This window comes from Streptococcus urinalis 2285-97, from assembly GCF_000188055.2.
In the GTDB taxonomy this organism is placed as follows: domain Bacteria; phylum Bacillota; class Bacilli; order Lactobacillales; family Streptococcaceae; genus Streptococcus; species Streptococcus urinalis.
This window is the reverse complement of record NZ_AEUZ02000001.1, coordinates 626817-641298: the sequence shown is the minus strand read 5'-3', so window position 1 is coordinate 641298 and position 14482 is coordinate 626817. Positions and strand designations below refer to the sequence as shown.

Annotated in this window: 12 protein-coding genes and 2 pseudogenes; 3 read left to right on the top strand and 11 right to left on the bottom strand. The window is 32.2% G+C overall.

Annotation, left to right across the window (positions count from 1 at the left end):
* Window positions 1-10: 10 nt before the first annotated feature.
* Window positions 11-214 (bottom strand): cold-shock protein, encoded by a 204-nt coding sequence (locus STRUR_RS03220; protein ID WP_006739207.1) that lies wholly within the window; start codon window positions 212-214, stop codon window positions 11-13.
* 163 nt (window positions 215-377) lie between these two features.
* Between STRUR_RS03220 and STRUR_RS03215 the strand changes: the two genes are divergently transcribed.
* The 3 genes from STRUR_RS03215 to STRUR_RS03205 all read left to right on the top strand — a co-directional run bounded on the left by STRUR_RS03215 (window position 378) and on the right by STRUR_RS03205 (window position 2767).
* On the top strand, window positions 378-1607 hold the full coding sequence (locus tag STRUR_RS03215; RefSeq protein WP_006739897.1) for a chloride channel protein: 1230 nt from the start codon (window positions 378-380) through the stop codon (window positions 1605-1607).
* A gap of 91 nt (window positions 1608-1698) precedes the next feature.
* Window positions 1699-2079 (top strand): CidA/LrgA family protein, encoded by a 381-nt coding sequence (locus STRUR_RS03210; protein ID WP_006740140.1) that lies wholly within the window; start codon window positions 1699-1701, stop codon window positions 2077-2079.
* Window positions 2072-2767 carry an LrgB family protein gene (locus STRUR_RS03205; protein WP_006738583.1) on the top strand — a complete coding sequence of 232 codons (696 nt, stop codon included), beginning with the start codon at window positions 2072-2074 and terminating at the stop codon, window positions 2765-2767. The genes STRUR_RS03210 and STRUR_RS03205 overlap by 8 nt, the downstream gene beginning before the upstream one ends.
* Window positions 2768-2798: 31 nt before the next feature.
* On the opposite strand, the gene STRUR_RS03200 is transcribed toward STRUR_RS03205, so the two are convergent.
* From STRUR_RS03200 to STRUR_RS12150, 10 genes and pseudogenes are all read right to left on the bottom strand, one after another.
* Window positions 2799-3974: a pyridoxal phosphate-dependent aminotransferase gene (locus tag STRUR_RS03200; RefSeq protein WP_006740010.1), complete on the bottom strand. Its 1176-nt coding sequence runs from the start codon at window positions 3972-3974 to the stop codon at window positions 2799-2801.
* A gap of 10 nt (window positions 3975-3984) precedes the next feature.
* A pseudogene (locus tag STRUR_RS03195) lies at window positions 3985-4695 on the bottom strand (carbon-nitrogen family hydrolase).
* A gap of 122 nt (window positions 4696-4817) precedes the next feature.
* Window positions 4818-7439 carry an alanine--tRNA ligase gene (gene alaS / locus STRUR_RS03190; protein ID WP_006740437.1) on the bottom strand — a complete coding sequence of 874 codons (2622 nt, stop codon included), beginning with the start codon at window positions 7437-7439 and terminating at the stop codon, window positions 4818-4820.
* 267 nt (window positions 7440-7706) lie between these two features.
* On the bottom strand, window positions 7707-8648 hold the full coding sequence (prsA, locus tag STRUR_RS03185; protein WP_006739739.1) for a peptidylprolyl isomerase PrsA: 942 nt from the start codon (window positions 8646-8648) through the stop codon (window positions 7707-7709).
* A 57-nt stretch (window positions 8649-8705) separates the two neighbouring features.
* Window positions 8706-9413 (bottom strand): O-methyltransferase, encoded by a 708-nt coding sequence (locus tag STRUR_RS03180; RefSeq protein WP_006739116.1) that lies wholly within the window; start codon window positions 9411-9413, stop codon window positions 8706-8708.
* A gap of 99 nt (window positions 9414-9512) precedes the next feature.
* Window positions 9513-10748: an L-lactate MFS transporter gene (locus STRUR_RS03175; RefSeq protein WP_006738770.1), complete on the bottom strand. Its 1236-nt coding sequence runs from the start codon at window positions 10746-10748 to the stop codon at window positions 9513-9515.
* A gap of 181 nt (window positions 10749-10929) precedes the next feature.
* The gene (locus tag STRUR_RS03170; RefSeq protein ID WP_006739481.1) at window positions 10930-11481 is read right to left on the bottom strand and encodes an HAD-IA family hydrolase; all 552 of its coding nucleotides are present in this window, start codon (window positions 11479-11481) and stop codon (window positions 10930-10932) included.
* A gap of 156 nt (window positions 11482-11637) precedes the next feature.
* The gene (gene pepF, locus STRUR_RS03165) at window positions 11638-13437 is read right to left on the bottom strand and encodes an oligoendopeptidase F (RefSeq protein ID WP_006739145.1); all 1800 of its coding nucleotides are present in this window, start codon (window positions 13435-13437) and stop codon (window positions 11638-11640) included.
* A gap of 47 nt (window positions 13438-13484) precedes the next feature.
* Window positions 13485-14246 (bottom strand): annotated as a pseudogene (locus STRUR_RS03160) (competence protein CoiA family protein); the annotation flags it as partial.
* Between the two features lie 36 nt (window positions 14247-14282).
* Window positions 14283-14435 (bottom strand): competence protein CoiA family protein, encoded by a 153-nt coding sequence (locus tag STRUR_RS12150; RefSeq protein ID WP_006740686.1) that lies wholly within the window; start codon window positions 14433-14435, stop codon window positions 14283-14285.
* Window positions 14436-14482 lie beyond the last annotated feature (47 nt).

Genomic DNA, 14482 nt, shown 5'->3' with positions numbered 1-14482 from the left:
ACTTTTTTAGTTATTTTACAACTGAGATATTAGTTGCTTGTGGACCACGTTGTCCATCTTCAATATCAAAAGTTACTTTTTGACCATCTTCAAGTGTCTTGAAGCCATCACTTTGGATGTTTGAAAAATGTGCAAAAACGTCTACACCAGTTTCACTTGAAATAAAGCCGTAACCTTTTTCAGCGTTGAACCATTTTACTGTACCTTGTGCCATACTTTCACTACCTTTCTATAAAATCTTGTGTAAAAAATAGAAAAGGTAAAAATGATAAACACAAATACACATTAAAACTTAATACACCTTAACTCTACCAGTTATCCACAATATTGTCAATAAGAATTCTCAGATTACTAAAAGATTTGATATAATAAACCATATGAAAAAGATTCAAAAATCACTTCTATACTTTTTTGCTTTAATTACTATTAGTCTTACATCAGGTATTGTTGGAACACTACTAACCGAACTCATACACTGGATACAAAAACTAACATTTGGCTACCAAGAAGGTGGCTTTAGTCAAATGATTGCCAGTATTCCTCCAGAAAGAAAAGTTTTAGCCCTCTTTTTATCTGGATTAGTTGCAGGTTTTGGTTGGTATTTTTTGTATACAAGAGCAAAACATATCATTCCAATTGGAAGTGTTATCAAGGGTTCTCAGGAGATGTCTAGTTTTTCTAACTTTTGCCATGGACTATTACAATTGATTACTGTTTCCATGGGTGCTCCTGTCGGTCGTGAAGGAGCTTCTCGTGAAGTTTCAACTTCTATTTCTAACCTTTGGTTAAAAAATACCCATTTGTCTAAAGAAGAAATCAAAATATTACTAGCATGTGCCTCTGGATCTGCATTAGGTGCCGTTTACAATGCTCCATTTGCTACTAGTTTATTCATCTTAGAAACGCTAAGGGTGAAACGATCGTTTAAAATGTTGATTTCAGCCATTTTTTCATCTTTCTTTTCTGTTTTAATCGTTCAATTTTTTATTGGTCGAATCGTTCAATATCAATTACCACGACTTCAGATAAAACCACAACTCTTTTTATTTGCAGTGCTTGCTTCTCTAATCATATCAATAATAGCCTATTATTTTAGAAAGCTATTGGCTACATTACCTAAACAAAAGTTAGCAGCTCCTATTTATATTTCTAGAATAATTATTTGCTTTACACTGATTGGTTTTATCAGTATCTACTTTCCACAAATATTAGGAAATGGCAGAGCTGGTCTCTTATTTATTCTTCACCATCAAACAATAAGTTCTTATTACCTTCTTGGATTAGTTTTAGCAAAAGCAATTGCTGTTACTCTGGTCTTCTTTTCTGGAGCATCTGGTGGTAAAATTGCGCCATCAATGATGTTGGGGGGCTCACTTGCAAGTTTACTAGCTGTTGGATGGAATTACTTATTTCCATTCCAAATTGATTCATCTTTTGCAACCATTATAGGCTCATCCATTTTTTTAGGGCAATTGAATAGAATGCCTTTATCAGCTGTATTTTTTCTTACTGAAATCTCAGGACAACCTATCATCAACAGTCTGCCACTGTTAATGGCACTTATAATCATGCTAATGTTAAACTATTTTGTTTTGAATAAAAACTAATGGTTTTTATTTCATGAGATTTTCATATTATTTTCAATAATCATATTGATTTTTCATCATTTCGTAGTAAACTTATTATAAGGAGTTTCTTATGAAATTATATGTACAACTAATGATTATCCTCTTTTTTTCGTTAATTGGAGAAGCAATCTCAACCTTTTTTCAGTTACCTGTTCCAGGAAGTATTATTGGCTTAGTTTTACTTTTCCTAGCCTTAGAATTTAAGATTGTGAGATTAAGACATATTTTTCATGTAGGTGAATTTTTATTAGCCAATATGACTATTCTTTTTTTACCTGCTGGTGTCGGTGTCATGAATTACATTAAAGTCATTTTACCTAATATTCTACCAATTGCCATTATTACTTTTGGAGCTTTAATCTTAAACATTTTAACAATCGCATTTATCGTTACTTTTGTTAAAAATCGTTACGAGGGAGACTACCCTGTTGAGGAGGAAAAACATGACTGATTTTTTAAATAGTCCTTTGTTTGGTCTGACGCTTTCTATTTTTGCTTATCTCATCGGAATTCTACTCTATAGAAGATTTCCAACACCTCTTTTGACACCATTGTTAGTAGCAACTGTTTTATTAATTTTATTTCTAAAAATTAGCGGAATCTCTTATAAAACTTATTATATTGGCGGTTCTTATTTAAATACTCTGATTATTCCTTCAACTGTTGCTTTAGCTATCCCACTCTACCGTAATTTTCATTTAATGAAGCATCACTACAGATCAATTTTAATTGGAACAGGAATAGCTTGTTTTGTCAATACGCTTTATACAGCGCTCATTGCAAAATTATTTGGTTTAAATTTCTTTTTGGCAATCTCATTATTTCCAAAATCAGTGACCACGGCTATGGCCTTAGGAATTTCTTCAAAAATGGGAGGTATCACAACTATTACGATTGCCATTGTTGTGATAACTGGAATCTTCACAAGTGTATTAGGACCCATTCTTATCAAATGGTGTCACATTGAAGATCCAATCGCAATTGGTCTATCTCTCGGAGGAACAGGACATGCCGTTGGTACCGGAACTGCATTAAAATATGGGCAAACAGAAGGTGCAATGGCTGGTCTCGCTATTGGAATAACTGGATTATTTTATGTCTTTATTAGTCCCATCATTGCTCAACTTATATTAAAATAAAAAATGCATGAGCCAGACCATGCGTTTTTTTCTAGAATAAATCTAATTGCTTAATTCTCTCAACAGCTTCAACAAGTCTTTCTGGTTCTACCAACAAACCAATTCTGACATAACCATCGCCTTCTTTTCCAAAGCCGATACCAGGAGCAACAGCAACATGAGTTTTTTCCAACAATAAATCAGCAAATGATTGACTTGTAAAACCATCCGGAACAGGCATCCAAGCATAAAACGATCCCTTTGATGGGAAGACCTTCCAACCAATTGCTGCTGCAGCTTCAACAAAAGCATGACGTCTTCTATCATATTTTGCATTCAGACCTTTGATTTCTTCTGTAGCCTTTGGCTCTAACAAAGCTTTTATACCAGCTTCCTGAATAGCAGGAAAGACACTAACAAATAAGTGGTCTTGAATCAGATTAAGGGCTTCAATGATATCTTTATTTCCAACTGCAAAGGCTAAACGCCAACCAGCCATGTTAAATGTTTTTGAGAATGTATAAATTTCAATTCCCACATCCTTTGCTCCCTCTGAAGATAAGAAAGAAGGATTTTTAAAACCATCTAAACCTAGCGCACCATAAGCAAAATCACTAATAATTCCAACTTCATATTTCTTTGCCCAAATGACAAGTTCATCATAGAATTCTTGCGTCGCTACTGCTCCTGTTGGATTATTTGGATAATTAAGATAAAGATACTTAGCACGTCTCGCAGTCTCTTCTGGAATAGCTTTTAAATCAGGTAAAAACTGATTTTCTTCTTTCAAAGGAAATGTTTCAAAGTCTATTTTCCCTAATGCAACCCCAGAAAGGTAATCAGGATAACCTGGATCAGGTAATAAAATCAATTCACCTGGATTTATCAGAGCCCAAGGCAATTCTACTAAGCCTAGTTTAGCACCACCTAATACACACACTTCAGTTTGTGAGTCCAGTGATACATGATAATTATTTTGATAAAACTCAGTAACAGCTTTTTTAAAAGGAAGATTACCTCTAAATTGTGAGTATTTATGAGTTTCTGGGTTTCGAGCAGCTTGGCATAAAGCATCAACAATATAGTCATATGTAGGTTGATCTGGATTGCCTTGTCCTAAATTTATTACATCAAATCCTTGCTCTACTTGTTTATTAACCTTTTGGACTAAGCTAGCAAAAAATTGTTCTGGTAAACCATCTAATAATTGTGATTTTTCAAAATTCATCTTTTCTCCTTTAATACAAATCCAATCTTCTATCTTCAAAAACAGGAATCTGGCCTCTTATATTATCCACCTTTTTCAGATCAATATCCACCTAAATAATATCTTCTTTATCATTTTCGGTTTCAGCTATAACATTCCCTAATGGATCAATCACCATTGATTGACCTGAAAAATGATCATCAGGACCATCACCGACTCTATTGACAGCTACTACAAAAGATTGATTTTCAACAGCTCTTGCCTTTAATAATATTTCCCATTGTTGTTTTCTAACTTCTGGCCACTGAGCAACAACAATTAATATCTGACTTCCTTGACTCATTAATTGTCGAGACCATTCTGGAAAACGGATATCATAACAAATAAGACTTGACATCTTAATACCATCCATTTCAAAATTTGATGGTTTATCTCCTGATGATAAGTACCGGTCTTCTGCCATTAAACCAAATAAATGCACTTTATCATATTCTAAGAGGAGTTTACCTTCTCGATCAAATGCATAACTTGTATTATAGAATTGATTTTTCTTTTGGGTGGAAACAGACCCAGCTAAAAGATTAACATGATTTTCCTTGGCAAAGTTAGACATTAAGGTGATGGTTTCATTGCCATCAATATCTGCTGTATTTTTTAAATTATCAAGAGCATAACCTGTATTCCACATTTCTGGTAGTACCAAAACATATTGAATATCACATTGAATGAGAGCAAATTTCATATTTTCTCCTTTAAAATTAACTAATTCTATTATAACAATTATCATAAATACATTGCTATTGCTCTTAATAATAACAAGTTATATTTTTTAACTATAAAAAAAGATCCTTAAGGATCTTTTTATTATGATAAATAATCTTGAACAGAATCAATTAACGTATTAATTTTTTCTTTATCGCTACCACCTGCCATAGCCATGTCTGGTTTTCCACCGCCACGACCTGAGACAATAGGAGCTAATTCTTTAATTAGATTGCCAGCATGGATATCTTTTGATTTACTTGCAACAAGAACATTAACTTTGTCACCAATACTTGCAACAAGTACTAGCACATCTGAATAATCTTTTTGTTTCCAATTATCAGCGAATGTTCGTAGGGCACCTGCATCAGAAACGGAAACTTGAGTAGCAATGTATGTATGCCCATTAACTTCTTTGACATCTTTAAAGACATCACTAGCTTGAGCTGCTGCGGCTTTTTCTTTTAATTCTGTATTTTCTTTTTGAAGATCTCGAACTTGTTCAGATAAGGCTTCAACTTTAGCTGGAGCATCTTTTAATTGTGGTGATTTTACAACCTTAGAAATCTCTTTAAGAGAATCTTCAGTTTGTCTATAAGCTTGGAAAGCTTGTTTTCCTGTCACTGCTAAAATACGGCGAGTTCCTGAACCGATACCTTCTTCTTTGACAATTTTAAAAATTCCAATTTCAGATGCATTTGATAAATGGGTTCCGCCACAAAGTTCAACAGAATAATCTCCAATTTTGACGACACGAACAACTTTTCCGTATTTTTCACCAAATAATGCCATAGCACCCATAGATTTTGCTGTTTCAACATCTGTTTCAATGATTTCTATCGCAAGTGCATTCCAAATTTGTTGATTGACTTCTTCTTCAATTTGACGCAATTCTTCAGGACTTACAGCTTCAAAATGAGTAAAGTCAAAACGTAAAAATTCAACTTCATTCAAAGATCCAGCTTGAGTGGCATGTTCACCAATGACGTTATGAAGTGCCGCATGCAATAGATGCGTAGCGGTATGATTTTTTTCAACAGCATAACGACGAGCGTGATCAATTTCTAAATGATATTGAGTTCCAATAGAAAGACTAGCTAATACATCAACAGTATGTAAAGCTTGTCCATTAGGAGCTTTTTGGACATCTGTCACACGTGCGACAATATCGCCATTTTGATTTTTGATGAAACCATGGTCTGCAACTTGACCACCCATTTCAGCATAGAATGGTGTTTGATCAAATACAAGAAGTGCTTGACCCTCTGAAACGACTTCGCTTCTTTCGTTATCAACAATGATAACACTTAAATTAGCATTTAGTGCTTCTCTATCATAGTCAAATACTGATGGCTCGGTAATCCCTGCTAAGGTTTCATTTTGCATTCCCATTGAGCCACCTTTAACTGCAGCTGCTCGAGCACGCTCTTGTTGTTCTTTCATTGCTTCATTGAAACCTTCATGATCAATCTTATAACCAGCATCTTCAGCAAGTTCTTCTGTCAATTCGACTGGAAATCCATAAGTATCATAGAGTTTAAAGATATTTTTTCCGTCCAAACGGTCTTTTCCATCTTGTTTCAACTGATCTAATAGTTGTTCAAGATGTCCAGTTCCTGCATCAATAGTACGAGCAAAGGTTTCTTCTTCTCTTTTTACAATTTTTTCAATAAAATCTTGTTTTTCAAGAATTTCAGGGTAATATGACTCCATGATAGTTCCTACAGTTGGAACAAGCTTATACAGAAATGTTTCTTTAATCCCTAAACGACGACCATGCATAACAGCTCTACGCAAAAGACGACGTAAAACATAACCACGCCCCTCATTTCCAGGAAGTGCACCATCGCCAATTGCAAATGATAAGGCACGAATATGGTCAGCAATCACTTTAAAACTCATATTGTCACCATCTGGATCATAAGTTTTACCTGAAAGTTTTTCAACTTCTTCAATGATTGGCATAAATAAATCTGTTTCAAAATTTGTCTTTGCACCTTGCATAACTGCTACAAGACGTTCTAAACCAGCTCCTGTATCAATGTTTTTACTTGGTAATTCTTTATATTCAGAGCGAGGTACTTTTGGATCAGCATTAAATTGCGAAAGAACAATATTCCAAATTTCAATATAACGATCATTTTCAATATCTTCTGCAAGTAAACGAATTCCAACATTTTCTGGATCATAACCTTCACCACGATCATAAAAAATCTCTGTATCAGGACCTGAAGGACCAGCTCCAATTTCCCAGAAATTATCTTCAATAGGAATTAAATGACTCGGCTCAACGCCACATGCTATCCAACGATTATAAGAATCTTTGTCATCAGGGTAATATGTCATGTACAATTTATCTTTAGGAAAATCAAACCATTTAGGACTCGTTAGAAGTTCAAATCCCCATTCAATGGCTTGGTCTCTAAAATAATCACCGATTGAAAAATTTCCTAACATTTCAAACATTGTATGATGACGAGCAGTCTTCCCAACATTTTCGATATCATTGGTTCTAATCGCTTTTTGTGCATTTGTGATTCTAGGATTTTCTGGGATAACTGAACCATCAAAATATTTTTTTAAGGTTGCAACACCAGAATTAATCCATAATAAGGTTGGATCATTAACTGGAACTAGATTTGCAGAAGGTTCAACTGAGTGACCTTTTTCTTTCCAAAAATCCAACCACATTTGACGAATTTGAGCAGATGTTAATTGTTTCATAAGATTTCCTATTCTTTTAAAAATGATTAAAAAAGACAAGTCATGAATAAAGAAGGGCGAAAAACCGCGGTACCACCTTCATTCAATGAAACTTGTCATTCTTTTTATTATTTAATTTGGTTTTATGAGTAGCATATTTTTCTGATTTTCAATGGCTCACAGCAACCGCCACTTTTCTGCTTTCCAACCTTTGAAAAATAATTCTCAACACTTTTATTATATAGCCATAATACTGTTTAGTCAACTAAATCAATATTTTTTTCAAACCTATTTAGAACTTGAACTTGATGTAGAGCTATTTGAAGAGTTAGATGCAAACTTAGCTAAAATATTTGAGAAAGCACTGTCTTTAATTTTAACATTTGCTTTATCAAGTGCTTTTGCAATGACTTTATTTTGGAAAGTTGAATCTGACATCTTAGAATTTAAAATAACTTTCTTAAGTTCTTTTTTGTAGGTTTTCCAGTTGTCTGATTTAGTTTGTTTTTTAACAGCTTTTACGATATAGTAACTTGTTTTATAAGTCGTTGAATCCATTGCTGAAACAACTTCTGAAGTTTCTCCTTCTTTTAAGTCAAATGCTTTGGTTAAAACTGAAGAAGGTAATGCTGTTGATGAAGAATCAAATTTGTATTCTGTTTTTTTGTTTGTTTCAGTTGTTTTTGATTTAGCAATTTTTGAAAAATCTGCACCATCTTTTTTAACTTCTTCAAGTACTGATTTTGCAGTATCTTCTGAGTCCAATTTAATAACTTGAGCAGTCATTTGTGGTTGATAAGTCTTATATGCTTTTTTATAGTTAGCTGTTGTTAATTCTTTTTTAGCTGCTTGTTTTACAGCATATTCCACTAACATTGTCGTACGAATCTGTTGTTTGTATGAATCAGTTGTTAACCCTGCACTAGATAAAGCACTTGAGAATGATGAACCATAACTTTTTGCTGTTTTATTGTAAGCTTTCTCAACTTTTGATTTCGAGATTTTATCACCATATTGTTGTTCAAAAACTTTTGCCATAATCAAGTTTAACATTGATTGTTGAGCTGCAGTAGAACTTTTAACATCTTTATAAAAGTCAGATACCGTAATAGTATCACCTTTCATTGTGACAATATTTGAATTACTTGCATTTGATGAAGAACATGCAGCAAGTGTAACTACTGATGCTAATGTTACAAGACCAGTTACAATTTTTGATTGTTTTTTCATTTTTTACTCCTTTTTGTCGTTAACTTTAATAGTATACCATAGTTTCTTAAATATTACTTAATCTTTCAAAATGACTTTTTCTTCATTTTTACGAAGCATTAGCAAACCATCACTCATTGGAATTAAACTAGTTGTTAAAGCAGGATTTTTTAATGTTTGATTAAATAAGCGTTGTAGACCTCTATAAATTGTTCTTTGGCCTCGTCTTACTTCTTCAATGGGTTTTGAAACATCTCCACCTTGAAGGACATCATCCATAATGATAAGACCTCCTACTGATAAATACTTTAGTAGTTCTGGTAAGAAAACGACATATTTTGATTTTGCAGAATCCATAAATACAAAATCAAACCTTCCTTCTAGATTTGGTAAAATATCAAGTGCATCACCTTCAAGTAATGAAATTTGGTGCCTTGAATCAAACTTAGAGAAGTTTTCTTTAGCTAAAGCAATCATCTCTGGATTACGGTCAATTGTTACTATTGTTGATTCTTTCGAACTATCAGCCATCAGTAAAGCTGAATACCCAATAGCAGTACCAATTTCTAAAATTCTTTTAGGTCTAATGGTTTCTAATAACCATCTAAAATAAGCTGCAACTTCAGGCTGGATAATAGGAATATTCTCTTTTTGTGCAAATATTTCTAACTCATGTAGATGATGAGGCTGTGAAGCTAATAACTGACGTAAAAATTGAACAACATTTTCTTTGACAACTGGTCTTCTCATATTATGATTAGCATTTTTACTGTAAGATTCTACCACAAATTTTCTCTTTTCTATTCTAAATTCGTTAACTTTTTTATTATATCAAAAATCAAGAAAGAAAAACTTTCTAGTAATCTAGAAAGTTTTTTACATTTATTATGATTTAGAAAAAATGAAGGCTTTTGATTGTCGTCTCACAACTAGAATAATGACTAAGCCTAAGATATATAAGAGTCCAAATGACAATAATGTCACCATATAACTATGTGAAAGTTCAAGCAAATAAGATAATAGCATTGGCCCAAATAATGCAGCCATTCCCCATGCTGTTAGCATATAGCCATGTAAAATTGCTAATTCTTTTGCGCCATATAGATCACTTAAATATGGTGGGATAAGCGAGAAACCTGCACCATAACATGTCATGATTAAAGATAATGCTATGGTAAAAATAATACTTGCTGAACTAACCATTAAAAGTAACGTCATTATAATATTAACAATAAACAATAAGGTAAAGGTCAGTGGTCTTCCAATATAGTCTGACAGGCTAGCCCATAATAAACGTCCCAAACCATTAAATATTCCCATTAATCCAACAATAAATGAAGCTTGTGCAACTGTCATATGAGCCAGTTGTTGAGCCATTGGTGCCACAACAGAAATTAAACCTAGACCACAAGATATATTGATAAAAAATGCAATCCAAAGAAGGTAAAATAGTTTTGTTTTTAAAGCCTCCTTTGCAGATAGGCCACTAGTCATATCTAATTGTTGATTACTATGAGAAGACTTAGTTTCTAATTTTGCAACATCAGCCTGACTTGGTTTATGAATAAATTGTGAAACAATCAGCATAACAAGAAAATAGAACATACCTAAATAATAAAATGTTTTTGAAAGACCAACATTTGTCATTAAAAATTGAGCAACTGGACTTGTCAGTAAAGAAGCAAAACCAAAACCCATTATTGCTAGTCCTGTTGCTAATCCACGTTTGTCCGGAAACCATTTGATAATTGTTGAAACTGGAGTTATATAACCGATTCCTAAACCAATGCCGCCAATTAATCCATATCCAAGGTAAAGTAACCAAAGTTGATGATTGGCTACAGCAACCCCTGTCAATATATTGCCTAATGCATAAAAACAGGCAGAAATACTTCCAGTGATTCTTGGACCAAATGATTCAACAACTTTTCCTAAAAAAGCAGCTGACATACCTAAGCAAAAAATTGCTAGGGAAAATGCAAATGCGATACTTGATTGAGACCAACCAGTCTCACTCATAATAGGATTTCGATAGACACTCCAAGCATAGGTTGATCCTAGCATCAGATGGAGCAATACACCACAAGTTGCGATTAGATAACGATTTGAAATCTTAAACATTTCAATCTTTCTAAAAAACGAACGTTTTATGTTATTTTATTAATTTATGTTCGTTTTTATATTTTATCAAATCTCTCTTCAAAATGGTATAAATATGCTCATTAACCTTATTTTCAATTTAAATCAAGATACTTTATAATATCAGCTAAATTACTTATTTTTTGTTTATTTCCGAACTTTTCTAATTTAAATTAATTGATTTTATGTTGGCATTGATAGCTAAGTCAAGATCTAAAGGTCGATCACCCACGTAATAAGTATTTTTTCGATCTAAATGATATTTTTCAATTAAATAAATGGTACTTTCAGGATCTGGCTTTCGTTTAAACCCGCTAGCACTTGTTATCACTTCTGTAAAATAGGATGAAATTCCCAGACGATTTAGTACAGAATGTGTCGTTTCTCCTTTATGAGTTATGATAAAATGATTAACTCCTTTATCATAAGTTTCTTCTAAAACGTCTCTTGCAAAAGGCATAAGTTTGATATCATTGTCTTTTGATTCATGATGTTTTTTAAAAAAATCCTTTAGAACTGATAAAGAGGTACCGTATTTTCTCGAAAGAAGTAATAAAAGGTCATTCACAGAAAATTCAATAATATAGTGATTGACAAACTTCTCATCATAGGTAAAGTTAAATGTTTTGTAAAGATGCTTTAGAACGTGATTAATTATCTGGTAAGATTCCACTAAAGTTCCATCAAAATCCCAAATTAAAGTGACTTCTTTCATACGATACTCCAATCTTTTTTTGAAAATAATTCTTTTCAATAGACAAGGTTCTTTTAAAGAAACATTTTTCAATCTATTTATTGATCTTATCACAAATGATAACTTAAAATAACTAAATCATGTCTTAAAAAGAAAGAGATAGTTAAGCTATCTCTTTTATCTTATACCTTTTTCAACAAGTTTTTCTAACTCTGTAAGTCTTTTTTCGAACACTTTAAAGGCTTGATTCAAATAATCTACTGTTGTCATATCCACACCTGCTTTTGCAATGACATTTAAAGAATAGTCTGAGTTACCCGATTTTAGATAATCTAAATATTTTATTTTATCTTCTGTCGTTCCATGAACAATTTTCTCAGCAAGATAACTAGCTGCTGCGAATCCTGTTGCATACTGATAAACATAATAGTTATAGTAAAAATGAGGTATTCTAGCCCATTCATATTGAATTAAGGGATTATCTTCTTTTGATAAACCATAATATTTTTCATTTAGATTAGCATAGAGATTATTCAAGAATTCGCTTGTTAGTACTTGACCATTTTGATCAGCAATATGAATTTGATGTTCAAATTCAGCAAATTGTGTTTGACGGAAAACTGTTCCTTTGAAGCCATCTAAATAATGATTTAAAATAGCAAATCTTTCAGTATCTGATTGTGACTCTTTTAAAAGTGTTTCAGTCATAATATTTTCATTTGTTGTTGATGCAATTTCTGCTAAGAAAAGACTATAATCCCCATACACATAAGGTTGATTTTCTCTTGTAAATGTTGAATGCAAACTATGTCCTGTTTCGTGTACCAGTGTATATAAATTATCTAGTGTATCTTGCCAATTTAATAACATAAATGCGTTGGTATCGTATGAACCACCTGAATAAGCACCAGAACGTTTTCCTTTATTAACTCGAACATCAATCCATCTTTCTGAAAAAGCTTTTTCAACACGTTTCAAATAGTCATCTCCAAAGACAGACAAAACTTTTTTAGATTTTTCAATAGCTTGGTCATAGGTAAAAGCCATATCAGTATCTGATAAAGAAGTATAAACATCATACATTTTTAAATCAGTAATATCTAATATCTTCGCTCTAAGTTTCATGTATCGATGCAATAAAGGGAGATGATTATTAACTGCTTCAAGTAGCGTATCATAAACACTTTCAGGAATGAAATTAGCTGACATAGCAGCTTGTCTTGCTGACTGGTAATTTCTAACTTTAGCTTGGTAATTTTGAACTTTAACATTTGTTTGTAAAGTTTTTGCATAGGTATGTTGATATTGTTGATAAGTTTTGTAGAGCGCTTCATAAGCTTCTTTACGAACACTGCGATTTTTAGATTCCATTAAGCTAATAAAATTACCATGTGTTAAAGAAACTTCATTATCATTTTCATCATGAACTGTAGGAAAAACAATATCAGCATTATCTAGAATACCGAATGTTTCACTTGCACCATTAAAAATTTCTTGTGCTTGAGCTAGTAGTGCTTCTTCCTTCTGTGTGAGTACATGTTTTTTTTGAGCAAAGATTTTATCAAAATAATGTTTATAAGGCTTAAGCGCAGGTTCTTCTTCTAGAAATTTTGAAAATACATTCGTCTCTAAAGACATCAACTCTGGTTCATAAAATGAGAATACCTCACTAAACGTAGCATATAAAGAGGAGGCTTTAGCCTGAAATTCTTGATATTTTGCAACTGTTGTATCCTGATCATTTTTCATTGAGGCATATACATAAACTTTTTCAATTCGTCTAAGAAGGTCAAGATAGTTTTCAGTGATACTTACAAGTACACTTGCACTTTCTTTTAATTTTCCTTTATAAATTTTAGCTGAATCAAGTTCAGTATACAGAAGATTAAGTTCAACCTCCCAAGCTTCATCTGTAGGAAATACTGTTGATAAGTCCCAAGTTTCATCTTTTAATAAATGTGAACGATTATCTGACATCATTTTACCTTTCTAATAAGAAGAATTTTTATTTTTAATCAAAATATTTATTTTATTTTAACATAAAAACAAGGTGAATAAACAATTTGTATTTGTTTTTTGCTTTCTTCTTTACAGTAAAACTTTTTAAATTTATCATAATATTCACCTAATTTTTGATCAATTAGGCAAAAATCAAGTTTAGAATGTGGTGGAAAAACCTGTGGATAATAGCTTTTATCACAATCAAGTAAAATATTGTATCCTTTAAGATAGGCTTCTTCTTGTTTTTTTAACCATTTTGGATTTTTAAAATAAAGTTGTTGTTGAATGTATTGTCTCATATTGGCAGATATTTTTATCTTCAAAGAAAGAATATTTCCTATCATAAAAGGATATCGAAATAAAAGATAAATATTATCTGTTAAAGAACATGATTTCGTTAAATAGTGTACCCTTCCTCTGATATCTTCATGAATCATATATTTTAGTCTTATTTCGTTATTTTCAATATCTGCTTCATAACAATAAAAGCCTAGCCATTTCGAAAAATTTAAAAATTGCTTCTGAAGTTGACTTAGAGTGTTTTTTAGCCATAACTTTCGATCTAGTAACCAAATGGTATGATACTTCTCTTTATTGTATCCTTTTTGTCTTTCCAACAATCTCTCAAGTGATAAATGACTACATTGTACTTCTAATATGAGTTTATGGTTAATCATTAAATCAGCTGTTTGTTTTAATGAACTAATATACTTTTCTACTCGAGTATCATGAATATTGTTGTTTTGAGATAGAGTGGAATATAATTTAGCTTTTAATGATAAATGTTCAGGGGATTCATTTTCACCATTATAATGACATTGTTATCGACTTATGTGTGCAAAATGTTTTTGCATAATTGTTCCAGCTTTAATCCGAAGAGGTCCCAGACAGGAAGGACAAAAATAAGTATCAGAATCATCAAGCTGCTCCAATATACAAATGAGTTGCCCATTTTGATTTTTTGCAGTAAGCATTCATCACCTCATCTTTTTGTTCTCAACTATATATTCGTAAAAAATGA